The sequence below is a fragment of the Marinobacterium sp. xm-a-127 genome (genome assembly GCF_013283425.1).
GTDB lineage: Bacteria > Pseudomonadota > Gammaproteobacteria > Pseudomonadales > Balneatricaceae > Marinobacterium_E.
On record NZ_WBYH01000001.1, the window covers coordinates 261,963 to 286,235 of the forward strand.

A 24,273-nucleotide genomic window follows, 5' to 3' on the forward strand; every position below is an offset into this window, starting at 1 on the left:
GATGCGTTATATTTCGACTCGTGGTGATGCGCCCGCACTCAATTTTGCGGATGTGCTATTAGCTGGTTTGGCGTCTGATGGGGGTCTCTATGTACCTGAGACTCTACCGACTTTCTCGAAAGAGGAGATCGCAAGCTGGGCAGGCCTTAGCTATGCGGATCTTGCCTTCAAAGTGATCAAGCCGTTCGTTGAAGAGTGCATTAGCGACGGGGATCTTAAATCGATGATCGATGAGACCTACGCTGTCTTTAAACACGATGCCGTAGCACCTTTGGTTCAGATCGATAGCAACGAGTTCGTTCTTGAGCTGTTCCATGGTCCTACCTTGGCATTCAAAGACTTCGCACTGCAGTTGCTCGGTCGTTTGATGGATCATGTGCTGAAACAGCGCAATGAACGCCTGGTGATTATGGGTGCTACCTCAGGTGACACGGGTTCTGCAGCGATCGAAGGCTGTCGTCACTCTGATCACTTGGATATCTTCATTCTTCACCCTTACAACCGTGTCTCTGAAGTACAGCGTCGTCAGATGACGACCGTATTGGAAGACAATGTCTTCAATATCGCCTTGGAAGGTAACTTTGATGACTGTCAGGAGATGGTGAAAGACAGTTTTGCTGATCAGAGCTTCCTAAACGGTATGAAGCTGGGTGCAGTGAACTCAATCAACTGGGCTCGTATCATGGCTCAGATCGTCTACTACTTCTCAGCCTCGCTGACCTTGGGTGGCCCTCATCGTCCAGTCTCTTTCTCGGTTCCAACGGGTAACTTCGGTGATATTTTTGCCGGCTACCTCGCTAAACAGATGGGTCTGCCGATCGATCAGTTGGTGGTAGCGACTAACCGTAATGACATTCTTCACCGCGTCATCAGCGGTAACGATATGTCTAAAGGTCAGCTTGAGCATACTCTGTCGCCATCGATGGATATTATGGTCTCGTCGAACTTTGAGCGTCTTCTATTTGATGTTTATGGTCGTGACGGTAAAGCCGTTGCTGATCTGATGGCGCGCTTTAAGAGAGAGTCTGTTCATCTTGGTGATGGTGAGTGGGATAAGGTTCGCGAGCTGTTTAACAGCTACGCCGTTGATGATGAGACAACCTGTCAGGTTATTGCTGATGTCTACGAGTCGACTGAGTACCTACTGGATCCGCACACAGCGATTGGTGTTAAAGCAGCACGCGAATGTCGTCGTGATATGAGTGTACCGATGGTCACTCTGGCCACCGCGCACCCGGTTAAGTTCCCAGATCCTGTTGTGAAAGCAGGTCTTGAATCGCCTAGCTTGCCGGCTCATATGAGCGATCTGTTTGAACGAGAAGAGCGTCTGTCGGTGCTGGATAACGATCTGGCCACAGTACAACAGTTTGTGGCGACTCACTCGCACAAGAGCTAAATGAATCGCCCCTCCTTTGAGGGGCGTTTTTTTGTATGGACAGTTTCTTCTCGCTCTCAAAGCTTTTCTGGTTCCTCGCTGCACCTGACCATCTTTTGGTCTGGTTGATGCTGCTTGGCCTTTTTTTACTTTGGTTAGGTAAGCGCCGCTTAGCTAGCTGGCTGCTATCTATTGATCTACTGCTGTTGATGGCGATTTTATTGATGCCCTTGGGAGATGCGGTTTTGTACCCTTTGGAGTCACGTTTTAAGCAACCGGATCTGAATCAGATTGAGCCCGCCGGGATCGTGATTTTGGGCGGCGGTGAAAACCCTGAGCTCTCTTCGGTTTGGCAACAGTCCCAGTTCAATGCCGCTGCTGAGCGGGTGATGGTGATTCCAGCCTTGGCTAAGCGTTTTCCTGAAGCGAAAATCATCTTTACCGGTGGCAGTGGGTCCGTTCTCCGTCAATCGTTCAAAGGGGCGGATGGTGTGGCCGATTATCTGGGGCAAATAGGTCTTGCGGATAGGGTCCTTTTGGAGAACCAGTCCCGAAACACCTATGAAAATGCGCTATTGTCGGCAAAATTGTTGGGTGCTGTGCCTGATAAGCCGTGGTTGTTGGTGACCTCGGCTTTTCATATGCCGCGCTCTGTAGGTATCTTTGAGAAACAGGGTTGGCAGGTCATTCCCTACCCAGTGGATTACTACACGACGACTACAACAGGCTTTAAGTTGGATCCAAGGCTGTGGCGTAACATGCGAGACCTTCACACCGGTTTGCGCGAATGGATAGGCCTGGTTGTCTACTACCTAACCGATAAAACTGATCAGCTTTTGCCAGGTGAGTCTTGAGCGAAGCGATGATTATTGAGCGCCCAATAGGCGCTGTATCTTCCTCACTTGCCTCTTTGCATCCGGTGATTGCGCGTATCTACGCCGGGCGCGGCGTGTCTGAGCTCAGTGAGCTTGAAAAGGGGTTGGAGACCCTGCTCCCCGATGGTGCCATGTTAGGCATTGATGCCGGGGTGGCAAGGCTTGTCACTGCGCTTCGGCAACAGGAGTCGATCCTGATTGTTGGCGACTTCGATTGTGATGGTGCGACCAGTACGACGACAGCGTTACTGGCTCTGCGTGCGTTTGGTTTTAATCAGGTCGACTATCTCGTTCCGAATCGATTCGAATACGGCTATGGCCTGTCTCCGGAAATTGTTGAGGTTGCTCAGCAGAAGCAGCCCGATCTGATCATTACCGTTGATAATGGTATCTCCAGTATCGAAGGTGTTGATCGAGCCAATATGCTAGGGATCGATGTGATCGTGACAGATCACCACCTGCCGGGCTCGGTATTGCCCAAGGCTGTGGCAATTATTAATCCCAATCAGGCCGGCTGTCAGTTCATGGCGAAATCGACCTGTGGTGCCGGAGTCATCTTCTATCTTTTAATCGCACTTCGTCGTCAGCTGCAGCAGCTTGGTTGGTTTGAGAAGAGCGGAGTTAAGGCTCCGAATTTGGCTAACTATCTTGATCTTATTGCTTTGGGTACGGTGGCCGATGTAGTGCCTCTGGAGCGGAATAACCGCACCTTAGTGCATCAAGGGTTGGCCCGTATCCGTGCCGGCAGAGCGCGTCCGGGCCTCCTTGCGCTTTTAGAGGTTGCTGGGCGTGATAATCAACGCATTAGTAGCTCTGATTTGGGGTTTGCCGTTGCACCACGTCTTAATGCGGCAGGTCGTTTGGATGACATCAGCTTGGGTATTGAGTGTCTACTAGAGGAGGATCCACAACGTGCCCGTGAATACGCTGAACAGCTGGATGCCTTAAACCGCGAGCGACGCTCTATTGAGTCTGAAATGCAGGCTCAAGCGATGGCCCATTTAGAGTCGTTGGATCTTTTGGAGGCGGAACGCCCAGCCGGCATAGCGCTCTTTAACGAGCAGTGGCACCAAGGCGTTATTGGTATTCTTGCCTCTCGCGTTAAAGAGAAACTGCATCGACCGGTGATCGTGTTTGCGCCGGGTGATGAGGGTGAGATTAAAGGATCGGCTCGTTCCATTGAGGGGTTCCATATACGCGATGGATTGGATCGTATAGCGACCGAACATCCTGGCTTAATTTCAAAGTTTGGTGGTCATGCGATGGCAGCCGGTTTGACCATTTCTAAAGCGGATCTAGCCCGTTTCGAGACTGCTTTTGCGGCTGAAGTGACTCGTCAGACACGCAAAGAGGATCTGGATCGAGTGATCGAGACAGATGGTGAGTTGGCACCTAATCAATTCACCATGGAGTTGGCTCAGATGATTCAAGAAGCGGGCCCCTGGGGGCACCAATTCCCAGAACCGAGCTTCCATGGTGAGTTTCGACTGTTGCAGCAGCGTATCGTCGGTCAAAAACATCTGAAAATGGTACTGCAAGAGCCGACAACAGGCTTGGCACTGGATGCAATCGCCTTTAATGTAGAGTCTGATATTTGGCCGAATGCGTCGATCAATCGTGTGCGTGCCGTCTACCGATTGGATATCAATGAATTTCGTGGGCAGCGCAGCTTACAGCTAATGGTGGAGTGGCTTAAGCCACTCTAGCTCGATAATAAGGAGAAGAGAATGAACGATTTTACGACAGACGAACTGGGTATTTTGGTCTCTGTATTTGAGCGTGCTGGAGTCGCTGAAGATGGATCCGCTGAGGGTAGTCTATTGAAGGTGATTAAAAGCGCACACTCTGAGCGAATGGAGCTTGAGTCGATGGACTTTGACGACTGTGCAGGTGGTGCGTGCAAGCTGTAAGTAACTCACTGAAGCCCTACTACGTTGGTGCCCATGTTAGCGCAGCGGGTGGGGTGCAGAATGCGCCATTGAATGCGGCGGCGATCGGTGCCAATGCGTTTGCGCTGTTTACTAAGAATCAGAGACAGTGGGTAGCTAAGCCGCTTGCCGATGAGACAATCGAGCAGTTTAAAGCGAACTGTGCCGAGCATAGCTTTCTGCCAGAGCAAATTCTTCCGCACGACAGTTACCTGATTAATTTGGGGCACCCAGAGGCAGAGCCACTTGAGAAGTCACGCGACGCCTTTGTTGATGAGATGCAGCGTTGCGAGCAGTTAGGGCTCTGTTATCTGAATTTTCATCCGGGCAGTCATCTTAAAAAGATCGATGTGACAAGCTGTTTAGCGACCATCTCTGAATCGATCGATATCGCGACTCAGGAGACCGAACAGGTCATCGCCGTGATTGAGACGACGGCGGGGCAGGGATCCAATTTAGGTTACAGATTTGAAGAGATTGCGGCCATCATCGACAAAAGCCGATACCCTGAACGCATTGGTGTCTGCATCGATACCTGCCATATTTTTGCTGCAGGTTATGATCTACGCACTTTTGAAGCCTGTGAGCAGAGTTTTGCCGAGTTTGAACGACTGATCGGCTTTGATAGGTTGTGCGGTATGCACATTAACGACTCTAAAATAGCGCTGGGTGGTCGCGTCGATCGTCACCACTCATTGGGTCAGGGTGAAATTGGCTGGGAGGCGTTTCGTTACATCATGCAGGACGATCGTTTTCGTGGTGTCCCGCTCTGTTTAGAGACTATTGATGAGACGATTTGGCCAGAAGAGATTCAGCAGTTGCGTCAATTTGCTGGCGAGAAACAGGCTGCGCAATGAGTTCTGAGCACTCCAAACCGGCTTGGGCTCCCAGCTTTGGGCAACAAGATTATCGCTTGATCACCGATGAGACGGCCTTTCAGGGTTATTTTCGGGTTAAGCGGTTAACGCTTGAGCATAAGACTTTTTTAGGTCAATCGATTGAGATCACACGCGAGCTGTTTCAGCGGGGAGATGCGGTCTGTGTGCTGCTTTATGATCCTGCGAAGGACTCTGTCGTGTTGGTTGAGCAGTTTCGGGTTGGGTCTCTGCAGGGCCCCTCTCCATGGATGCTTGAGGTGGTTGCTGGTGTGGTGGAAGAGGGTGAAAGCTCTGTACAGGTTGCTAAGCGTGAGTCGATTGAGGAGGCTGGCTTGGTGATCGGCGAGCCGCGTAGAATTATTCGTTATCTGCCCAGTGGCGGTGGCTGTGATGAGTGGATCGATCTGCTTTATGCTGAGGTGGATTCGGAGCAGGCCAGAGGCATTCATGGTTTGCCGGAGGAGGGTGAAGATATTCGTGTTCACGTCCTTTCGAGTGATGATGCCATAGAGTTAGTCAATCAGGGTGTTATTAATAGTTCGCCTGCCATCATAGGTTTGCAGTGGCTGGCGCTGAATAAATTAAGTTTACAAGGTGCTGTTGATGCATGATGTGAAGCGTAAGTACGTACCGGATTTGGTAAAACAGAGTGTTGTCTCTGAGACCAACTATGCCCGTCTGATGCGTCTGCTTCCTGCTCAGCAGGAGTCTATTGAGTTTCGTATCGAGTGGCATCAACACGCCTATGTTGTCGCCATTAAACGCGATGAGGAGTTTGCCTACACCTCGACGTGGACACTCTCTTACTGGCCTGAGCAAGCTTCCCCATGGTTTAACCCACAGTCTTTTGTGATACGTCTCTATCATGATGCACGGATGGCGGAAGTGGTCTGTTTAAAACGTCGCTCACAACTGCCTGGACGTTACGATTACCCTAATGATGCGATGCATCAGCCAGATGAAAAATACCAGCTTAATCAACATCTTGCGGAGTGGTTAGGACACTGTGCGACTCAGGGTGTGCGTCATGATGTGAAGGTGGTGAGCGGACAGTAATGCATTTTCTCTATATTCACGGTTTTAACAGTTCACCCGAGTCGCTTAAAGGTCAGCAGTTGATACGCCACTTTGAGTCGATCGGTAGGGCATCGCAGCTATCAGTACCCGCATTGTCGCACTGGCCAGAAGAGGCGATGCAGCAGCTAGAGACGATTGTTCAGCAGCATGACGAGCTACTATTGATTGGCAGCTCTTTGGGTGGTTTTTATGCGACTTGCCTCAGTGAGCGCTACGCACATGTAAAAGCCATTTTAGTTAACCCGGCGGTTGCGCCACACACACTGTTGGGTGCGTTACTAGGTCCGCAAAAGAATTTCTACTCTGGCGAAGAGTATGAATTGACGCTTGAACATATGGCTCAGTTAGAGCGGTTGTATTATCCTCAACTGACATACCCGGAACGTCTACTGCTGATGCTGCAAGAGGGAGATGAGACCCTCGACTATCGTGAGGCTGTTAGCTACTACAGTGAGTCCTCGCAGATTGTTCAACCGGGCGGCCATCACGGCTTTGAAAATTTTGAATCCATGTTGCCGACGATTTTTGCCTTCGCTGAGAATCGCTGGCAGCCTGAGAACGGCTAGGAAAAGAGAGATATGTCAAAGGACTATAATGCTGGTTCGATCGAGGTACTAAGCGGGCTTGACCCAGTAAAGCGTCGCCCGGGAATGTACACAGAAACGGATCGTCCCAATCACCTAGCACAAGAGGTGATCGACAACTCAGTCGATGAGGCGTTGGCAGGCCATGCAAAGCAGATCGATATCATTCTGCACCCCGACAACTCACTCTCTGTGTCCGATGATGGTCGCGGTATGCCGGTGGACATTCACCCAGAGGAGGGTGTCCCAGGGGTTGAGCTGATTCTGACCAAGCTTCATGCCGGCGGTAAGTTTAACAATGACAACTACAACTACTCGGGCGGTCTCCACGGGGTGGGTGTCTCCGTTGTTAACGCACTCTCTAAGCTGTTGGAGGTGCAAATTCGTCGTGGTGGTCAGGTGCATCGCATCGGCTTTGCAGACGGCGAGAAAGTATCGGATCTTGAAGTGGTCGATACCTGTGGTCAGCGCAATACCGGTACCACCGTTCGATTTTTGCCCGACCCTAGTTACTTCGATTCGCCTAAGTTTAGTGTCAGTCGTCTGAAGCATAATCTGCGTGCCAAGGCGGTTCTCTGTCCCGGTTTAAAAGTGACCTTTACCGATCTCTCTACGGGTAAGAAAGAGAAAGAGGAGTGGTACTACGAAGATGGCTTAGTGGCGTATCTGAAAGGTAATACACAAGTTTATGAGACCCTTCCTGAAGAGCCATTTTGTGGCTCTTTGCAGGGTGAAGAGGATGCCGTTGAGTGGGCTGTCCAGTGGCTAAAAGAGGGTGGCGAGATGACCTGCGAAAGCTACGTCAACTTGATCCCGACCGCGCAAGGCGGAACCCATGTGAATGGCCTGCGTACCGGTCTTTTGGAGGCGTTGCGTGAGTTTTGTGACTTCCGCAGTCTGCTGCCACGCGGTGTGAAACTGTCGCCAGAGGATGTCTGGGATCGTTGCTGCTTTATTCTTTCAGCCAAGATGCGTGACCCGCAGTTCTCTGGTCAAACCAAAGAGCGTCTCTCTTCGCGTCAAATTGCGGCGTTTATCTCGGGTGCGGTAAAAGATGCCTTCCTATTATGGCTCAATAAGCACGTTGAAGAGGGTGAGGCGATTGCTGAATTGGTGATCGCCAATGCACAAAAACGTCTGCGTTCTGCTAAGAAAGTGGTGCGTAAAAAGGTAACGCAGGGGCCCGCTCTACCAGGTAAATTAGCCGACTGTTCGGGCACCGATCCTATGCGCAGTGAGCTCTTCTTAGTCGAGGGTGACTCGGCAGGCGGTTCAGCAAAGCAGGCACGTAGCCGAGACTTTCAGGCGATCATGCCGCTGCGTGGTAAGATTTTGAATACCTGGGAGGTCGACTCTTCAGAGATCCTCGGTTCGCAAGAGATTCACGATATTTCGGTGGCTATTGGCGTGGATCCGGGTGCCGAGGATCTGAGTAATTTGCGTTACGGTAAGGTCTGTATTCTTGCCGATGCCGATTCTGATGGTGCGCACATCGCCACGCTGATCTGTGCACTCTTCCTAAGACACTTCAAACCTTTGGTGGCTGCAGGGCATGTCTATGTCGCTATGCCGCCGCTGTTCCGAATTGATGTGGCGAAAGAGGTCTTCTACGCTCTGGATGAGTCTGAGAAGAATGGCATCGTTGAACGCATCAAAGCGGAGCGCAAAAACGCGCGCATCGGTGTGCAACGATTTAAGGGCTTGGGTGAGATGAACCCGATGCAGCTGCGTGAAACAACGATGGATCCTGATACCCGTCGTTTGGTTCAGTTAACGCTGGAGTCTGGAGATGATACTCACCAGGTGCTTGATATGTTGTTGGCGAAGAAACGGGCTTCGGATCGCAAGAGCTGGCTTGAGGAGAAGGGCAACTTAGCTACAGTTTAAGTTGACTTTTACTCACCATATTCGACCGATTCGGCATGGACTTGCGCAGCTAATTCCCTTAGAATACCGCAGGTTTTGCCCGCGATAGCGGCGCATCCCACCGAAGAGATGTTTTTGAAAGCGAGGCGGACCCCAAGTTGGCCTCGCTTTTTTGCAGCCAAGCCACAGTAATTTTTCATATCTAGCCAGCGCGCGGGGAGGTTCTTTTGACGCAGCCAGCCATCTTAGCCCTTGAAGACGGTTCTATTTTTAGGGGTATTTCGATCGGCGCCGAAGGCGAATCATCAGGTGAGGTTGTATTCAACACCTCAATGACCGGTTATCAAGAGATCCTTACCGATCCATCCTACTGCCGCCAGATCGTGACACTCACCTACCCACACATTGGTAACGTGGGTTGTAACGCTGAAGATGCAGAATCTGATCGCACTTGGGTTGCAGGTCTTGTGATTCGTGATCTGCCACTGCTTGCGAGCAACTTCCGTTCTGAGCAGGCGCTAGATGAGTACCTAAAAGAGCGCAACATCATGGGTATTGCCGGCATCGATACACGCCGCTTAACGCGTATTCTTCGTGAGAAAGGTGCCCAGAATGGTTGCATCGTTGCGGGTGATAACATTGATGAAGCGAAAGCACTCGATGCTGCTCGTGGCTTCCCTGGCCTGAAAGGCATGGACTTAGCAAAAGTCGTTACACGTGACAGTTCTGATGCTTGGCGCACGTCCACTTGGGAGCTTGGTACTGGCTACACAGAGAAAGCCGATGCTGATCAACCGTTCAACGTAGTGGCTTACGATTTCGGTGTTAAACAAAATATTCTACGCATGCTGGTTGAGCGCGGCTGCCGTTTGACGGTTGTGCCTGCACAGACTCCAGCATCTGAAGTGCTTGCAATGAATCCAGATGGCGTTTTCTTGTCGAATGGTCCTGGTGACCCAGAACCATGTGATTACGCGATCGATGCGATCTCTGACATTCTAAAAACAGAACTGCCAGTTTTCGGCATCTGTCTTGGTCACCAGCTACTTGCGCTTGCGTCAGGTGCTAAAACTGAGAAGATGAAGTTTGGTCACCACGGTGCCAACCACCCCGTTCAGGATCTAGATAGCAAGCAGGTGATGATCACCAGCCAGAACCACGGTTTCGCGGTGGCTGAAGATTCACTACCTAGCACACTACGTGCAACACACAAATCACTGTTCGATGGCTCACTACAGGGTATTGAGCGTACTGATCGTCCAGCGTTCAGTTTCCAAGGGCACCCAGAAGCGAGCCCTGGTCCACACGATGTGGCACCACTCTTCGATCGCTTCGTTGAGATGATGCGCTCACGCCAACAGGGCTGAGTTGTAACGGGTAACTTAGAGAAACAGATTTAGACCAGGTTTTACGATGCCAAAACGTTCCGACATACAAAGTATTCTTATCCTAGGTGCAGGCCCGATCGTTATCGGTCAGGCGTGTGAGTTTGACTATTCTGGCGCACAAGCGTGTAAAGCGCTTCGCGAAGAGGGTTACCGAGTTATTCTTGTTAACTCAAACCCAGCGACGATCATGACTGATCCAGCGATGGCTGATGCGACATACATCGAGCCAATCAACTGGAAAACGGTTGCTAAGATCATTGAGAAAGAGCGTCCAGATGCGCTGCTACCGACTATGGGTGGCCAGACTGCACTGAACTGTGCACTCGACCTCGACCGCGAAGGTGTTCTCGCTGAGTTTGGTGTTGAGATGATCGGTGCTACTCAAGATGCGATCGATAAAGCGGAAGACCGTGAACGTTTTGACAAGGCGATGAAGAACATCGGCCTTGAGTGTCCACGCGCCTCTATCGCTCACTCGATGGAAGAGGCTCTTCAGGTACTGGATCAGGTTGGCTTCCCAGCGATCATCCGTCCATCATTCACTATGGGTGGTTCTGGTGGTGGTATCGCCTACAACCGTGAAGAGTTCATCGAAATCTGTGAGCGTGGTTTGGATCTATCACCGACCAACGAGCTACTTATTGATGAATCGTTGATCGGTTGGAAAGAGTACGAGATGGAGGTTGTCCGCGACAAGAACGACAACTGTATCATCATATGTTCGATCGAAAACTTTGATGCCATGGGTGTGCACACAGGTGACTCAATCACAGTCGCACCAGCGCAGACGTTGACCGATAAAGAGTACCAGTTGATGCGTAATGCTTCGATTGCAGTTCTGCGTGAGATCGGTGTTGAAACAGGCGGTTCGAACGTACAGTTTGGTGTTTGTCCAAAGACTGGACGCGTTGTGGTAATCGAGATGAATCCACGTGTATCACGCTCTTCAGCACTGGCTTCAAAAGCAACAGGTTTCCCAATTGCGAAAGTGGCGGCAAAACTGGCGGTCGGTTACACGCTTGATGAGCTTCAGAACGACATCACTGGCGGTCAAACACCAGCGTCCTTCGAGCCTGCCATCGACTACGTGGTAACGAAGATCCCTCGTTTCACCTTTGAAAAATTCCCACAAGCAAACGATCGCCTAACGACTCAGATGAAGTCGGTGGGTGAGGTGATGGCGATTGGTCGTACTCAGCAAGAGTCTTTGCAGAAAGCACTACGTGGTCTAGAGGTTGGTTCTGAAGGCTTCGATCCGATTGTTGATATTACCGCTGAAGATGCACGCGATAAGATCGTATACGAACTCACAACTCCAGGTTCTGAGCGCATCTGGTACATCGGCGATGCCTTCCGTATGGGTATGAGCGTTGATGAGATCTACAAACTGAGTGGCGTTGATCCTTGGTTCTTGGTTCAGATCGAAGACATCATCAAAGATGAGCAGCGCGTATCGGAAACCGCACTGAGTGAACTCTCTACAACCGATCTGTTCATGCTGAAGCGCAAAGGTTTCTCAGATGCTCGTCTAGCCAAGCTATTGGGTGTTTCAGAGAAGCAGTTCCGCAAGCATCGTCAGGCAGCTGGTATTAAGCCAGTCTACAAACGTGTCGATACCTGTGCCGCAGAATTTGCGACTGATACCGCTTACATGTACTCAACGTACGAAGAGGAGTGTGAAGCGAACCCATCGGATCGTGACAAGATCATGGTCATCGGTGGTGGCCCTAACCGTATCGGTCAGGGTATCGAATTTGACTACTGCTGTGTTCATGCAGCGCTTGCAGCGCGTGAAGATGGCTACGAGACCATCATGGTTAACTGTAACCCTGAAACCGTCTCTACCGACTATGACACATCAGACCGCCTCTACTTCGAGCCGATCACTCTAGAAGATGTGTTGGCAATCGTTGAAGTTGAACAGCCTAAAGGCGTGATTGTTCAGTACGGTGGTCAGACTCCTCTGAAATTAGCCGTAGCTCTAGAACAGGCTGGCGTTCCAATCATTGGTACCTCGTCTGAAGCGATCGACCGTGCTGAAGACCGTGAACTGTTCCAGCAGATGCTTAAGCGTCTTGGTCTGAAACAGCCAGAGAACTCAACAGTACGTAGCCTTGAAGAGGCGATCATTGAAGCCGAGAAGATCGGTTACCCACTGGTTGTTCGTCCATCTTACGTATTGGGTGGTCGTGCGATGGAGATCGTCTACAAAGAGGACGAGCTGCGTAAGTACATGAATACAGCCGTTCAGGTCTCTAACGAATCACCTGTCCTGCTTGATCACTTCCTAAACGCAGCGATCGAAGTGGATATCGATGCGGTCTGTGACGGTAAGCAGGTCGTGATTGGAGCGATCATGCAGCACATTGAGCAGGCGGGTGTTCACTCAGGTGACTCAGCATGTTCATTCCCTCCGTACAACCTTGCAGCAGACGTCCAGGACGAGATGCGCGAGATGGTGCGCAAGATGGCACTTGAATTGGGTGTTGTTGGCTTGATGAACGTCCAGTTAGCCTACCAAGATGGCGAGATCTACGTGATCGAGGTTAACCCTCGTGCATCACGTACAGTTCCTTTCGTATCTAAGTGTATCGGTGTTTCTCTAGCGAAAGTCGCTGCACTGGTTATGACCGGTAAGTCATTGGAAGAGCTAGGCTTTACGAAAGAGATCGTACCAAGCTACTTCAACGTGAAAGAGGCGGTATTCCCGTTCAATAAATTCCAGGGCGTTGACCCAATCCTTGGCCCAGAGATGAAGTCTACGGGTGAAGTCATGGGTACCGGTGAAACCTTCGGTGAAGCATTCATGAAGGCTCACTTGGGAGCTGGCGACAAGCTACCTAAGCCAGGTACTGCGTTTGTTTCAGTGCGTGACGTCGATAAAGAGGCCGCTTGTGAACTGACTAAACAGTTGGTTGAACTTGGCTTCGATATCGTTGCAACCAGCGGTACAGCAGCACTACTAGAGACTCACGGCATTACAGCTAAGGTTGTGAACAAGGTCACTGAAGGTCGTCCAAACATCGTTGATATGTTGAAGAACGGCGAAGTTAACTACGTTGTAAACACAACGGAGGGCCGTAAAGCGATTGCTGATTCAGCCGATATCCGTCGTGCAGCACTGCAGCATAAAGTGCCTTACTCAACGACGATGGCCGGTGCCGTCGCGATTACCGAAGCACTTCGTTACGGTGAAGAGCGTACCGTGCGTCGTCTTCAAGAGATCCACGCGGAGGCGTCTGCATGAGTGTCAATCGTGTTCCCATGACCGTTGAGGGCGAAGTGGCACTTCGCGCTGAACTGGAGCGTCTTAAAACCCAAGATCGCCCAACCGTGATTGCAGCGATTGCTGAAGCACGTGAGCACGGTGACCTTAAAGAGAATGCTGAGTACCACGCAGCGCGTGAACAGCAGGGCTTTATCGAAGGTCGTATCGCGGACATTGAGAGCAAGCTTTCAGTGGTTCAAGTGATCGATGTCACCAGCCTGCCTCACACGGGTAAAGTGATCTTTGGTACGACGGTTGATCTAATTAACGTCGATACCGACGCGGAAGTGACCTACAAGATCGTCGGGGACGATGAAGCAGACATCAAACTGAATAAGATCTCTATCAACTCCCCGATTGCACGAGCACTGATCGGTAAAGAGGAGGGTGACATCGCCGCGGTTGAGACCCCGGCCGGTGTGACTGAATATGAGATTGCAGAAGTTAAGCATATCTAAGCTGATTCAAAAAACCGCCTTCGGGCGGTTTTTTATTATTTGGAGTTCCTCATGTCCCAAGAAACCCCTACAGGCCGTCTTACTACCCGTACCATCGCAATGCCGGCTGATACCAACCCCTCAGGCGATATCTTCGGTGGTTGGGTATTGTCACAAATGGATATGGCTGCCGGTATATGTGCGGGCCAGCGTGCACAGAGTCGAGTGGTGACGGTTGCACTGGATGGTATGAGCTTTATCCGCCCGGTTCGTGTAGGAGATGTACTGGGTGTCTACACCGAAGTGGTTAGAGTCGGCAGTAGCTCAATGGATATCAAAGTGGAGTGCTGGGTGCGCCGCAGTCGCATAGGTCATCGTGAAAAAGTGACCGAAGCGATCTTCAAGTTTGTCGCACTGGATGATGAGGGTAACTCCAAGCCAGTACCACCAGCACAAGAGCTTCCGGAGTATGTAGAGACACTGCTCTAGCGTAATTTCAAATCAGGTGACAAGCTTCGGAATATTTTCGCGGTTTGCCCTACGGGCAATTCGCTCCTACAGTAGGACTCCGTTACGGGCTTGTCGCGAAGTCCTATTGTAGGAGGGAATTCAGCTCTGCTGAAACCCCGATCGATTTCAACAGCGGATGACAGGCTGAAGGCCAGTCACCGAAAAGATCGCCACATCTTCGATATGGCTCCAACAAAAAAAACCGCCATAAAGGCGGTTTTTGCAGTACGATTTAACGCGCTTAATCCGGAATAATACCCCAGGTCAGAACAGGGAATAGCAGTAGCAAGGCTACGCGAACGAAGTCTGACGCCAAGAAGGGTAGAACACCCACAAAGGTATCCCGCATCGGAACGCCCTCTGCGATTTTGTTGATGATGAAGACGTTCATCCCTACCGGTGGGGTGATCATGCCGACCTCAACCACGATCAAACAGATGATACCGAACCAGAGCGCGGTCTGCTCTTCAGTCATGCCGAAGTCTAAACCCATGATGGCTGGGAAGAAGATCGGTACTGTCAGAAGGATCATCGAGAGTGAATCCATCAAACAGCCCAGCACTAGGTAGACAGCTAACATCAACATCAGTACCAGCATAGGCGACAATTCGCGATCCAGAATCCACTCCGCCAGTGTCTCTGGCATGCCGCTTAGACTCAGGAAGGCATTGAAGATATCGGCACCTAGAAGGATGACAAAGATCATCGCGCTGTTGATAGCGGTCTGCTTGATACAGTCGATGAATCCATCCCAGGTAAGTTGGCGGTTGATTAGCGCAATGACGATGGTACCGACCACACCGTAAGCGGCTGCTTCAGAAGGTGTGAAGATACCGCCGTAGATACCACCCAATACACCAATGAATAGGAAGCTTGCAGGTAGCAGTTCAAGCAGTGCCTTACCGCGTTCAGACCAGCTCGCTTTCGCGCTCTTGTCCGCGTAGTGAGGCTTCAGCTTCACCAGAATCGCGATAACCAGCATGTAGCCCATGATCGCCATGATGCCGGGTACCATCGCTGCCATGAAGAGCTTGACGATGTTCTGCTCGGTCATGATCGCGTAGATGATCAGAACGATGGATGGTGGGATTAGAATGCCTAGAGTACCACCAGCGGCTAGTGCGCCTGTTGCCATAGCACCGTGGTAGCCGTGCCGTTTCATCTCTGGAAGTGCCACCTGACCCATAGTCGCTGCTGTTGCCAGTGATGAACCACAGATCGCACCAAATACACCACAGCCGCCAACGGCAGCTAACGCCAGGCCACCGCGGTAGTGGCCAATAAAGGCGTTAACACCGGTGAATAGTGAACGGCTAATACCTGAACGAGTTGCGAGGTTACCCATCAGTAGGAACAGAGGAATGATCGATAGCGAATGGCTTGCCATCTGTCCGAAGGATGAGCCCTTCATGTAGAACATTAGGGTGCTGAAGTCGTCGATGATTGAGTAACCGACCGCACCGGCAAGCATCATTGCGATGCCGATCGGCACACGCAAAAACATGATGACTAGCATGAACAGGATAATGACGCCTGCCGTTAATTCGTCACTCATTTCACACCCTTATATTCTGCAATCATTGCCAGTGGTTTAAGCACACCAGCGATAGAGGTAAGGCTAAAGCCAAAGGCGATGGTCATATAGAACCACCACTCTTTCATCCGCAGCATCATCGTCTCATTGCCGTATTTCTGGGCAGCTAAGCCACCCTCATAGGCCTGTGTCGCCAGGAAGTAAAAGAGCACGGCCAAAATTAGGCTGCCGATAACATCCATAGTGAGACGGAAAGGCGCGGGAGCTGAAGCTGTTAAGACGTCGACAATGACGTTGCCAAAGCGCATTTGGCAGTAGGGCATTGCTAACGCAACAACCACAGCGGTAAACATTTGGACAATCTCGGTATCACCATTGATGGGCGAGGAGAAAAAGTATCGTCCCGCCACACTGGTCACCGTAGTGAATGCCATGATCGTCAGGATGAATCCTGATAAAAGAGCGAGCCACAAAGTGGCTCGCTCGTAGAGGTCTGCTAGAGACCGGGTTTTCAGTAACAGTGTTGTCACTTGAACACCTTTTAATTATTTGCTGTATTTCTCAAGCATAGCGTTAGCTGAGTCAAGAAGCTTCTGGCCTGGTAGACCTAGACCGTCCATCTCTTTAACCCACTCAACGGGTACGTTAGCGGTTACTTCCTGCATTTTCTTCACTTCTGCAGCTGGCATCTGTGAGCGAGTTGCGTTCTCGTCAATCAGCTTACGACCGTAGTTTTCAGCGTTTTTGAAGAACTCACCGCCTAGCTTGGCGAAGTACATGCCAGCGTGGTCATCCATGATCTGTTGAAGATCAGCAGGCATTGATTCGTACTTAGCTTTGTTCATGCCCAAAAGGAATACTGCGGTGTATAGACCACGGCCATCTTCTGTTTGAACTTCAACCGCGTTGTCGACAAGCTCATGAAGTTTGAGAGCAGGTACGATTTCAAATGGAATCACTGTGCCGTCGATCACGTTTTTGGCCAGTGCCTGTGGCATCTCTGGTACAGGCATACCGACTGGAGTAGCGCCTAGAGCATCTAGAGCAGCAGCAACTGGACGGCTTGGGTTACGAATCTTTTTGCCAGCGAAGTCAGCAACAGAGTCGATTGCGTCACCTTTAGAGTAAACAACGCCACGGTCATGCGTCCAGAATGCTAGAGGGTGCATATCAGCAAACTCTTTCTGAACTTCTGGGTTAGCTTCGTAGTAAGCCTGAAGTGCCTGCGACGTTTCGTATGCATCCGTTACCATGAATGGGTTTTCAAATGCAGAGATCGCTGGGAAACGGCCTGGAGTGTAACCAGGAAGCGTCCAGATGATGTCAACGAAACCGTCTTGTACTTGGTCAACTAGCTGAGGTGGTTTTCCACCTAGAGACATTGAACCGTAAATCTTGATCTTGATACGGCCTTCAGACGCTTCTTCAATAGAATCAGCCCATGGCTGGAAGAACTTAGCGTGTGCAGGTGCCTTCGCAGGTAGGAAGTGGTGCATCTTTAGATTGAATTCAGCGGCCTGTGCAGAAGCTGCAATAGCAGCGCCAAGAACTGCAACACCGGCAGTCTGAGCGATAATACGTTTGATCATTATTTTTCTCCTTGGGGTTTTAAACAAGACATCGACTAACTTGTTAATACTAGCTCAAGAATCATTAAACTCGTTGAATTGGATCTAGATATTAGAAGTTGTTTTTCTTCTATTAAAGCGTCTCGTTGCGTAACACTATTTTTTATACGGTTGTTCAACAATCCCTTGTTCACATTTTTGAATAGGGGGTTGGTTACATTTAATTAAGCTGTAAGGCCTGTAATATCAATAAATGAACCAATGGTTAACGCATTAGATTGGAGAGTTTTGGATTTGGTTCATCCGATGCTCTGAATAGCACGGCTACGTTACCGATCTCTTGCACCAGTTCCGCTTCAACGACAGCGACTAGCTCTTTGATCAGTTCGCGCTTTAGGTCACGATCGCCAACGGCGAACTTTACTTTGATCAGTTCGTGATCTTCCAATGCTCGGTCGACTTCTAACTGAACGTTTTCAGTCAGTCCGTTGCCGCCAACCATAACGATTGGGTTTAGAGTGTGTGCACGCGTGCGAAGACGCTTTTTTTGATCAGTTGTTAAGCTCATATTAGAATTAGTGCCTTAAATTTGGTGGGCGTTACAATTTCTTCATTTTAACCCCTTTGTTGCATGCATCATAGAGTGATGCTTTCTAGGAACATCCCTTGGCAAGATCTAAAAGCAGTGGTCGTTGGTTAAAAGAGCATTTTGACGATCAATACGTAAAGCGTTCTAAAGATGATGGTTACCGTTCACGCGCCTGCTATAAGTTGATGGAAGTGAATGATAAAGACCATCTGTTAAAGCCTGGAATGACGGTTGTCGATCTGGGCGCTGCGCCAGGTGGTTGGTCTCAAGTGGCGGCCGAAATCGTGGGTGACTCTGGTCGTGTAGTGGCTTCAGACATTCTTGAGATGGCTCCGCTGGGCGGAGTTACATTCGTTCAGGGTGACTTTACTGAAGATTCCGTCTTCGAGGAGATCCTCTCTGCGATAGGAGATGAGCCAGTAGACCTTGTAATTTCAGATATGGCCCCCAATATGAGTGGTAATGCATCATCGGATCAGCCAGCTGCGATGTACTTGGTGGAGTTGGCGTTGGATATGGCGCGTCAGATACTGAAACCGAACGGCAACTTTTTGGTGAAAGTATTTCAGGGTGAAGGGTTTGATCCCTACCTTGCAGAACTGCGCAGTAGCTTTAAATCGGTGGTCACCCGTAAGCCAGATTCATCTCGCGCGCGTTCGCGTGAGGTCTATCTGCTCGGAAAAGGTTTTAAAGACGTATAGCTTTTAAACAGAGCTTTCGTTTTAGTTTATAGAGGGTAAGAAGTTGAACGATATGGCAAGAAATTTGGTGCTATGGTTAGTGATTGCAGCCGTACTGCTAACCATCTTTAATAATTTTAGCGCCGAGACCGAGAGCGGCCGCCTGAGCTACTCTGACTTTGTGGCAGAGGTTCAATCAGGCCGTATTGAGCGTGTGACGGTTGATGGTTTTACCATCGAAGGTGTGCGTCAGAATGGCGATCGTTTTGAAACCGTTCGCCCAGCGATCTCGGATCCCAAGCTGATTGATGACCTTCTAGAGCACAATGTCGTCGTTGAAGGCAAAATGCCTGAGCAGCAGAGTCTATGGCAGCAGCTGCTCGTCGCGACCTTCCCGATTCTTATCATCATTGCCATCTTCATGTTCTTTATGCGTCAAATGCAGGGCGGTGCCGGCGGTAAAGGCGGCCCTATGTCTTTCGGTAAATCGAAAGCGCGCATGATGAGTGAAGATCAGATCAAAACAACCTTCGAAGATGTCGCAGGTGTAGAAGAGGCCAAAGAGGAAGTTGCTGAGTTGGTCGACTACCTTCGCGATCCAGGTAAATTCCAGCGTTTAGGTGGCCATATCCCTCGTGGTGTCCTAATGGCAGGTAACCCTGGTACCGGTAAGACGCTGCTTGCTAAGGCGATTGCTGGCGAAGCTAAGGTGCCTTTCTTCAGTATTTCCGGTTCTGACTTCGTTGAGATGTTTGTCGGTGTCGGTGCGTCACGCGTGCGTGACATGTTTGATCAAGCTAAGAAACATGCGCCTTGTATTATCTTCATCGACGAGATTGATGCGGTCGGTCGTTCACGTGGTGTCGGTCTTGGCGGTGGTAATGACGAGCGCGAACAGACGTTGAACCAGCTTCTTGTCGAGATGGATGGTTTCGAAGGCACTGAGGGTATCATCGTGATCGCGGCAACCAACCGTCCCGATGTGCTTGACCCTGCTCTGCTACGTCCAGGTCGTTTTGACCGTCAGGTGCACGTTGGTCTGCCTGATATTCAAGGTCGTGAAAAAATTCTTAAAGTCCACATGCGCAAAGTTCCGCTGGGTGATGATGTTAAGCCTGAGTTGATTGCGCGTGGTACGCCGGGCTTCTCGGGTGCTGATTTGGCTAACCTGGTTAACGAAGCAGCCCTGTTTGCCGCACGCGATAGCCGTCGCACTGTCGGTATGGAGCAGTTCGAGAAAGCGAAAGATAAGATCATGATGGGTGCTGAGCGCCGCTCTATGGTCATGTCTTACAAAGAGCGTCTGAATACGGCATTCCACGAGGCAGGTCACGCGATTGTCGGTCGTCTGATGCCTGAGCATGATCCTGTCTACAAAGTGTCTATCATCCCGCGTGGTCGTGCGTTGGGTGTGACGATGTTCCTTCCTGAAGAGGATCGCTACTCGTTCAGTCGTCAGGGCATTATCTCGCAAATCTGTTCGCTTTACGGTGGCCGAATTGCGGAAGAGATGACACTGGGTAAAGAGGGGGTAACAACCGGTGCCTCAAACGATATTCAGCGTGCGACTCAGCTTGCGCGCAACATGGTGACGCGTTGGGGTCTGACCGATGAGTTGGGTCCACTGCTCTACGGTGATGAAGATGATGATCCATTTGGTCGCGGCATGGGGCAGCCATCTAAACCGATGTCGGGTGAAACTCAGAACAAGATCGATGCCGAAGTTCGCAAAATCATCGATGAGTGCTACCAGAAGGCTTACCAAATTCTGACGGATAACCGTGATATCCTTGACTCAATGTGTGAAGCGTTGATGACCTACGAGACGATCAGCAGCGATCAAATTGATCAGTTGATGGCGCGTCAAGAGGTGACTCCACCAGAGGGTTGGAACGACTCTCAAGAGCGTGTTGATGCAGTCAAAGAGGAAGAGGCGGCTAACAGTTCTGAGGCTGAGTCTGATGTGCCAGAGGTAGATCAGGATGATCAGGCGTCTCACTCTAATGAGGGTCAGTCAGGTTGGGGCGATCCTCAAGATGATCAAAAAGATGAGCCCAAACAGTAAGTCGTGATTCACAAAAGCCCTCACTCGTGAGGGCTTTTTCGTTATTTGTAGAGTGTATGAATAAAGGTAGAAATGTGACGCAGCTACAGTGTGCCGGTCGAGTACTCGATCTCTCTAAAACGCAGGTAATGGGTATTCTTAACGTGACGCCTGACTCCTTTTCGGATGGCGGTCACCTCTATCAACACTCTGCGCTCTCGATTGATAAAGCGCTCCAGCATGCCCAGCAGATGGTTAACGACGGCGCGACGATTGTTGATATCGGCGGTGAATCGACTCGTCCTGGTGCCGCTGAAGTCAGTGAGCAGGAGGAGATGGATCGCGTTTTGCCTGTTCTGGAACGAATCAATGCCGAGATCGATGTGGTCGTCTCCATCGATACCAGCTCGGCTCAATTGATTTCAGAATCGGCCAAGCTAGGGGCTGGTCTCATTAATGATGTTAGAGCGCTTGGGCGTGAAGGCGCGCTAGAGGCTGCTGCAAAAACGGATCTGCCAATCTGTCTGATGCATATGCAGGGTAGCCCGGCGACAATGCAGCGACAGCCAGAGTATGCCGATGTGGTCTCTGAGGTGATGGATTTTCTCGATCAGCAGTTAGATCGGTGTATGGCTGCAGGGATTGCGAAAGAACGATTAATCGTAGATCCCGGTTTTGGGTTTGGCAAAACCTTGCAACATAATTTACAGTTACTCAATCGCTTGGATAAATTATTGGACTTAGGCGTGCCTGTGTTATCGGGCACCTCTAGAAAAACCATGGTGGGCCAGGTGCTTAATCGTGAGGCTGACCAGCGACTCTTTGGTAGTCTTGCAACCGTTGCGCTCGCGGTTGAGCGCGGTGCAAAAATTATTCGTGTGCATGATGTTTTAGCAACCGTCGATATGGTTCGTATGACGGAAGCCGTTTTAAAGGAAGGGATCTAAATTGGGTCGTCGTTATTTTGGTACAGATGGTATTCGTGGACAGGTAGGAACCTTTCCTATCACCCCAGATTTTGTGTTGAAGCTCGGTTGGGCTGTGGGTCGTGTGTTTGCCCGTGAAGGACGTAGTAAAGTCCTGATTGGCAAAGATACTCGAATCTCCGGTTATATGTTTGAGTCGGCGCTTGAGGCAGGCCTGTCTGCCGCCGGTGTTGATGTGTTATTGCTAGGCCCTATGCCAACGCCAGCGATCGCTTACCTAACTCGTACCTTCCGCGCTGATGCCGGTATTGTGATCAGTGCATCGCACAACCCCTATGACGACAATGGTATTAAGTTCTTCAGCTCGGCGGGCACTAAGCTGCCAGATGATGTCGAAGAGCGCATTGAAGCCCAGCTTGATCTGGCTATGACTACGGTTAGCTCAGCCGAATTAGGCAAGGTTCGTCGAGTCAATGATGCCGCTGGGCGATACATAGAGTTCTGTAAATCGACTGCCGCGGGTTGTTTGAATTTAGCGGGCCTTAAGGTTGTCGTTGATTGTGCCAACGGCGCTGGTTATCACATTGCGCCTAAGGTCTTTGCTGAGCTAGGCGCTTCAGTCATCGAGATTGGTACCGATCCAGACGGCCTAAATATTAACGAGCAGTGTGGTGCGACGGCGCCTGCAGCACTTCAAGCTAAAGTGCTCGAAGCAGAGGCAGATCTGGGTGTTGCGTTAGATGGTGATGCCGATCGATTGATTCTTGTTGACCATAAGGGAGAGATCGTCGATGGCGATGAGATCCTCTTCATCATTGCCCAGGCGTTACAGCAGAGCGGTGAGTTGCAGGGCGGTGTCGTTGGTACGCTGATGACTAATCTTGGTTTAGAGCAAGCGCTGGCAAAAATGGATATTCCGTTCGTGCGAGCTAAAGTGGGCGATCGCTATGTATTAGAGCAGCTCGCAGAGCACGACTGGAATTTGGGTGGCGAAGGGTCAGGTCACATTGTCTGTCGTAATATTCTACCGACGGGTGATGCGACCATTGCCGCTGTTCAGGTGCTTAAAGCGGTCGCGCAGTCAGGCAAAACGATTAATCAGCTGAAGCACGGTATGCAAAAACTACCGCAGAAGATGATCAACGTGCGCTTGGCTAAGAAGGTAGATATCGCATCTTCGCCAGCCGTGGCAGAGCATGTTGCAGCAGCCGAGGCGCGTTTGGCTGATCGTGGTCGCGTATTGCTACGTCCCTCCGGGACTGAGCCTGTGGTCCGTGTTATGGTTGAAGGCTCCGATCTTGATGAGGTGGATCAGGTCTGTGAGACACTGGCGGGGCAGGTTGAAAAAGAGCTGCAGGCGCTTGTATCTTGACGGGTGCTCGGGTAAGATTTGCGCCTCTTTTAAATGGCACCCCTGTTTTCGGTGCGTAATTAAGGTTTAAAGCTAGAATGGAAACCATCGTTCTTATCATTCACGTATTGCTTGCAGCAGCGGTTATCGGCCTGATTCTTATTCAGCAGGGTAAGGGTGCAGAAGCGGGTGCGTCATTTGGTGGTGGTGCCTCTCAAACTGTTTTCGGTAGCCAGGGTAGCGGTAGCTTCCTAGGTCGCGTTACAGCCATTCTTGCTGCGGGTATCTTTGTAACCAGCTTCGTTTTGGCTGTGTTCGCGAAAGAGAAAGCCGCGTCTGTTGGTGATGCAGGTATCCCTGATGCTGCAACGATTGAAGCGGCTGCCCAGGTTGAGCAAGCGTCAACAACGGAACTGCCTGTTGTGTCGGAATCAGAGATTCCAACAGCAGGAGACAACTAAAAGTTTAGCCCAGGTGGTGGAATTGGTAGACACGCTATCTTGAGGGGGTAGTGTCTTAGGACGTGCCGGTTCGAGTCCGGCTCTGGGCACCAAGTTGTAAACGCAGTGGGTGAAGCGTAAAATTTACCTGTTTTTGATGCGGGGTGGAGCAGCCTGGTAGCTCGTCGGGCTCATAACCCGAAGGTCGTCAGTTCAAATCTGGCCCCCGCTACCAACTTTACGTTGGGTATTTGTGAAAATCCTGAAGACTAGTTTTGACGGGTTTTTACTACCACTTTTAGGATGTTACATCCTTGTTTGGTAAGCCCCTTTATGGGGCTTTTTCGTAGCTATTTGATGGCCGCGTCCAAACAGAAGACAGTGATATCTGCCTTCCGTACATGGTGGTAGATAAGTCAAAAATGGGTCTATATGACCCATTTTTTGTTTTTGAAATTTATAGGTGAACAGTGTCAGCAAAATTAAAGCTGTTACAAGAGTTGATTGATCCAGTTGTGCAGGGCTTAGATTTGGAGCTTTGGGGGCTGGAGTACAACGCGTCAGGTAAAAATAGCCTGTTGCGTATCTATATAGATGGCCCTAACGGAGTGTCGGTCGATGACTGTGCGCGCGTTAGCCAGCAGGTGAGTGCTGTGATGGATGTAGAAGACCCCATTTCAGAGAACTACACCCTTGAAGTCTCATCCCCAGGGATGGATCGTCCCCTTTACACTCTAGAGCAATTCGCTGCGTATGCTGGCCATACGATTCAACTGCGTCTGCGCTCGCCGTTTGAGGGGCGTCGCAAGTTTAAAGGGATTCTTAACGGCATCGAAGGCGAAGATGTGCTTTTGGTCGTTGATGATCACGAATATTTGTTACCGCATGACCTGATCGATCGGGCCAATGTGGTTCCGCAATTTTAATCCGCTTTGACTATTAGGAGCGAAGAACT

Annotated in this window: 23 protein-coding genes and 2 tRNA genes; 21 read left to right on the forward strand and 4 right to left on the reverse strand. The window is 50.4% G+C overall.

Annotated features, from left to right (window positions below; genetic code table 11):
- Position 1: 1 nt before the first annotated feature.
- The 13 genes from thrC to XMA127_RS01205 all read left to right on the forward strand — a co-directional run bounded on the left by thrC (position 2) and on the right by XMA127_RS01205 (position 14,165).
- Positions 2–1,396, forward strand: a complete 1,395-nt coding sequence (gene thrC, locus XMA127_RS01145; RefSeq protein WP_173480221.1) for a threonine synthase — start codon at positions 2–4, stop codon at positions 1,394–1,396.
- A gap of 35 nt (positions 1,397–1,431) precedes the next feature.
- Positions 1,432–2,229, forward strand: a complete 798-nt coding sequence (locus XMA127_RS01150; protein WP_173498469.1) for a YdcF family protein — start codon at positions 1,432–1,434, stop codon at positions 2,227–2,229.
- Complete coding sequence (gene recJ / locus XMA127_RS01155; protein WP_371731421.1) at positions 2,226–3,956, forward strand: single-stranded-DNA-specific exonuclease RecJ; 1,731 nt, start codon at positions 2,226–2,228, stop codon at positions 3,954–3,956. The genes XMA127_RS01150 and recJ overlap by 4 nt, the downstream gene beginning before the upstream one ends.
- Positions 3,957–3,977: 21 nt before the next feature.
- The gene (locus XMA127_RS01160; RefSeq protein WP_173480223.1) at positions 3,978–4,160 is read left to right on the forward strand and encodes a hypothetical protein; all 183 of its coding nucleotides are present in this window, start codon (positions 3,978–3,980) and stop codon (positions 4,158–4,160) included.
- Positions 4,148–5,035: a deoxyribonuclease IV gene (gene nfo, locus XMA127_RS01165; RefSeq protein WP_371731420.1), complete on the forward strand. Its 888-nt coding sequence runs from the start codon at positions 4,148–4,150 to the stop codon at positions 5,033–5,035. The genes XMA127_RS01160 and nfo overlap by 13 nt, the downstream gene beginning before the upstream one ends.
- Positions 5,032–5,667, forward strand: a complete 636-nt coding sequence (locus XMA127_RS01170) for an NUDIX domain-containing protein (RefSeq protein WP_173498839.1) — start codon at positions 5,032–5,034, stop codon at positions 5,665–5,667. Before nfo ends, XMA127_RS01170 begins: the two co-directional genes overlap by 4 nt.
- Positions 5,660–6,112, forward strand: coding sequence for a DUF1249 domain-containing protein (locus XMA127_RS01175; RefSeq protein WP_173480225.1), 453 nt, complete (start codon positions 5,660–5,662; stop codon positions 6,110–6,112). The genes XMA127_RS01170 and XMA127_RS01175 overlap by 8 nt, the downstream gene beginning before the upstream one ends.
- Positions 6,112–6,699, forward strand: coding sequence for a YqiA/YcfP family alpha/beta fold hydrolase (locus tag XMA127_RS01180; RefSeq protein ID WP_173483788.1), 588 nt, complete (start codon positions 6,112–6,114; stop codon positions 6,697–6,699). The genes XMA127_RS01175 and XMA127_RS01180 overlap by 1 nt, the downstream gene beginning before the upstream one ends.
- A gap of 12 nt (positions 6,700–6,711) precedes the next feature.
- A complete protein-coding gene (gene parE / locus XMA127_RS01185; protein WP_173480227.1) occupies positions 6,712–8,604 on the forward strand; it encodes a DNA topoisomerase IV subunit B in 1,893 nt (630 codons plus the stop codon).
- A 206-nt stretch (positions 8,605–8,810) separates the two neighbouring features.
- Positions 8,811–9,950 carry a glutamine-hydrolyzing carbamoyl-phosphate synthase small subunit gene (gene carA / locus XMA127_RS01190; RefSeq protein WP_173480228.1) on the forward strand — a complete coding sequence of 380 codons (1,140 nt, stop codon included), beginning with the start codon at positions 8,811–8,813 and terminating at the stop codon, positions 9,948–9,950.
- A gap of 46 nt (positions 9,951–9,996) precedes the next feature.
- The gene (carB, locus tag XMA127_RS01195) at positions 9,997–13,218 is read left to right on the forward strand and encodes a carbamoyl-phosphate synthase large subunit (RefSeq protein ID WP_173480229.1); all 3,222 of its coding nucleotides are present in this window, start codon (positions 9,997–9,999) and stop codon (positions 13,216–13,218) included.
- Positions 13,215–13,697 (forward strand): transcription elongation factor GreA, encoded by a 483-nt coding sequence (greA, locus tag XMA127_RS01200; RefSeq protein ID WP_173480230.1) that lies wholly within the window; start codon positions 13,215–13,217, stop codon positions 13,695–13,697. Before carB ends, greA begins: the two co-directional genes overlap by 4 nt.
- A 51-nt stretch (positions 13,698–13,748) precedes the next feature.
- Entirely contained in the window at positions 13,749–14,165 is a 417-nt protein-coding gene (locus tag XMA127_RS01205; RefSeq protein ID WP_173483789.1) for an acyl-CoA thioesterase, read from the forward strand.
- 262 nt (positions 14,166–14,427) lie between these two features.
- Here XMA127_RS01205 and XMA127_RS01210 read toward each other — a convergent pair whose 3' ends face one another.
- The 4 genes from XMA127_RS01210 to yhbY form a co-directional block, all read right to left on the reverse strand.
- Complete coding sequence (locus XMA127_RS01210; protein WP_173482976.1) at positions 14,428–15,741, reverse strand: TRAP transporter large permease; 1,314 nt, start codon at positions 15,739–15,741, stop codon at positions 14,428–14,430.
- The gene (locus XMA127_RS01215; protein WP_173482975.1) at positions 15,738–16,250 is read right to left on the reverse strand and encodes a TRAP transporter small permease; all 513 of its coding nucleotides are present in this window, start codon (positions 16,248–16,250) and stop codon (positions 15,738–15,740) included. The genes XMA127_RS01210 and XMA127_RS01215 overlap by 4 nt, the downstream gene beginning before the upstream one ends.
- Before the next feature lie 15 nt (positions 16,251–16,265).
- Complete coding sequence (locus XMA127_RS01220; RefSeq protein WP_217361972.1) at positions 16,266–17,309, reverse strand: TRAP transporter substrate-binding protein; 1,044 nt, start codon at positions 17,307–17,309, stop codon at positions 16,266–16,268.
- 244 nt (positions 17,310–17,553) lie between these two features.
- On the reverse strand, positions 17,554–17,856 hold the full coding sequence (gene yhbY / locus XMA127_RS01225) for a ribosome assembly RNA-binding protein YhbY (RefSeq protein WP_173480234.1): 303 nt from the start codon (positions 17,854–17,856) through the stop codon (positions 17,554–17,556).
- 98 nt (positions 17,857–17,954) lie between these two features.
- Here yhbY and rlmE point away from each other — a divergent pair, with 98 nt between their 5' ends.
- The 8 genes from rlmE to rimP all read left to right on the forward strand — a co-directional run bounded on the left by rlmE (position 17,955) and on the right by rimP (position 24,244).
- Entirely contained in the window at positions 17,955–18,578 is a 624-nt protein-coding gene (gene rlmE, locus XMA127_RS01230) for a 23S rRNA (uridine(2552)-2'-O)-methyltransferase RlmE (RefSeq protein ID WP_173480235.1), read from the forward strand.
- A gap of 52 nt (positions 18,579–18,630) precedes the next feature.
- The gene (gene ftsH / locus XMA127_RS01235; RefSeq protein ID WP_173480236.1) at positions 18,631–20,622 is read left to right on the forward strand and encodes an ATP-dependent zinc metalloprotease FtsH; all 1,992 of its coding nucleotides are present in this window, start codon (positions 18,631–18,633) and stop codon (positions 20,620–20,622) included.
- 56 nt (positions 20,623–20,678) lie between these two features.
- Positions 20,679–21,548: a dihydropteroate synthase gene (gene folP / locus XMA127_RS01240; protein ID WP_173480237.1), complete on the forward strand. Its 870-nt coding sequence runs from the start codon at positions 20,679–20,681 to the stop codon at positions 21,546–21,548.
- A 1-nt stretch (position 21,549) separates the two neighbouring features.
- The gene (gene glmM / locus XMA127_RS01245) at positions 21,550–22,899 is read left to right on the forward strand and encodes a phosphoglucosamine mutase (RefSeq protein ID WP_173480238.1); all 1,350 of its coding nucleotides are present in this window, start codon (positions 21,550–21,552) and stop codon (positions 22,897–22,899) included.
- A 77-nt stretch (positions 22,900–22,976) separates the two neighbouring features.
- The gene (secG, locus tag XMA127_RS01250; RefSeq protein WP_173480239.1) at positions 22,977–23,339 is read left to right on the forward strand and encodes a preprotein translocase subunit SecG; all 363 of its coding nucleotides are present in this window, start codon (positions 22,977–22,979) and stop codon (positions 23,337–23,339) included.
- 7 nt (positions 23,340–23,346) lie between these two features.
- Positions 23,347–23,431 (forward strand) — tRNA-Leu (locus XMA127_RS01255).
- A gap of 45 nt (positions 23,432–23,476) precedes the next feature.
- Positions 23,477–23,553 (forward strand) — tRNA-Met (locus tag XMA127_RS01260).
- A 235-nt stretch (positions 23,554–23,788) separates the two neighbouring features.
- Positions 23,789–24,244: a ribosome maturation factor RimP gene (gene rimP, locus XMA127_RS01265; RefSeq protein WP_173480240.1), complete on the forward strand. Its 456-nt coding sequence runs from the start codon at positions 23,789–23,791 to the stop codon at positions 24,242–24,244.
- Positions 24,245–24,273 lie beyond the last annotated feature (29 nt).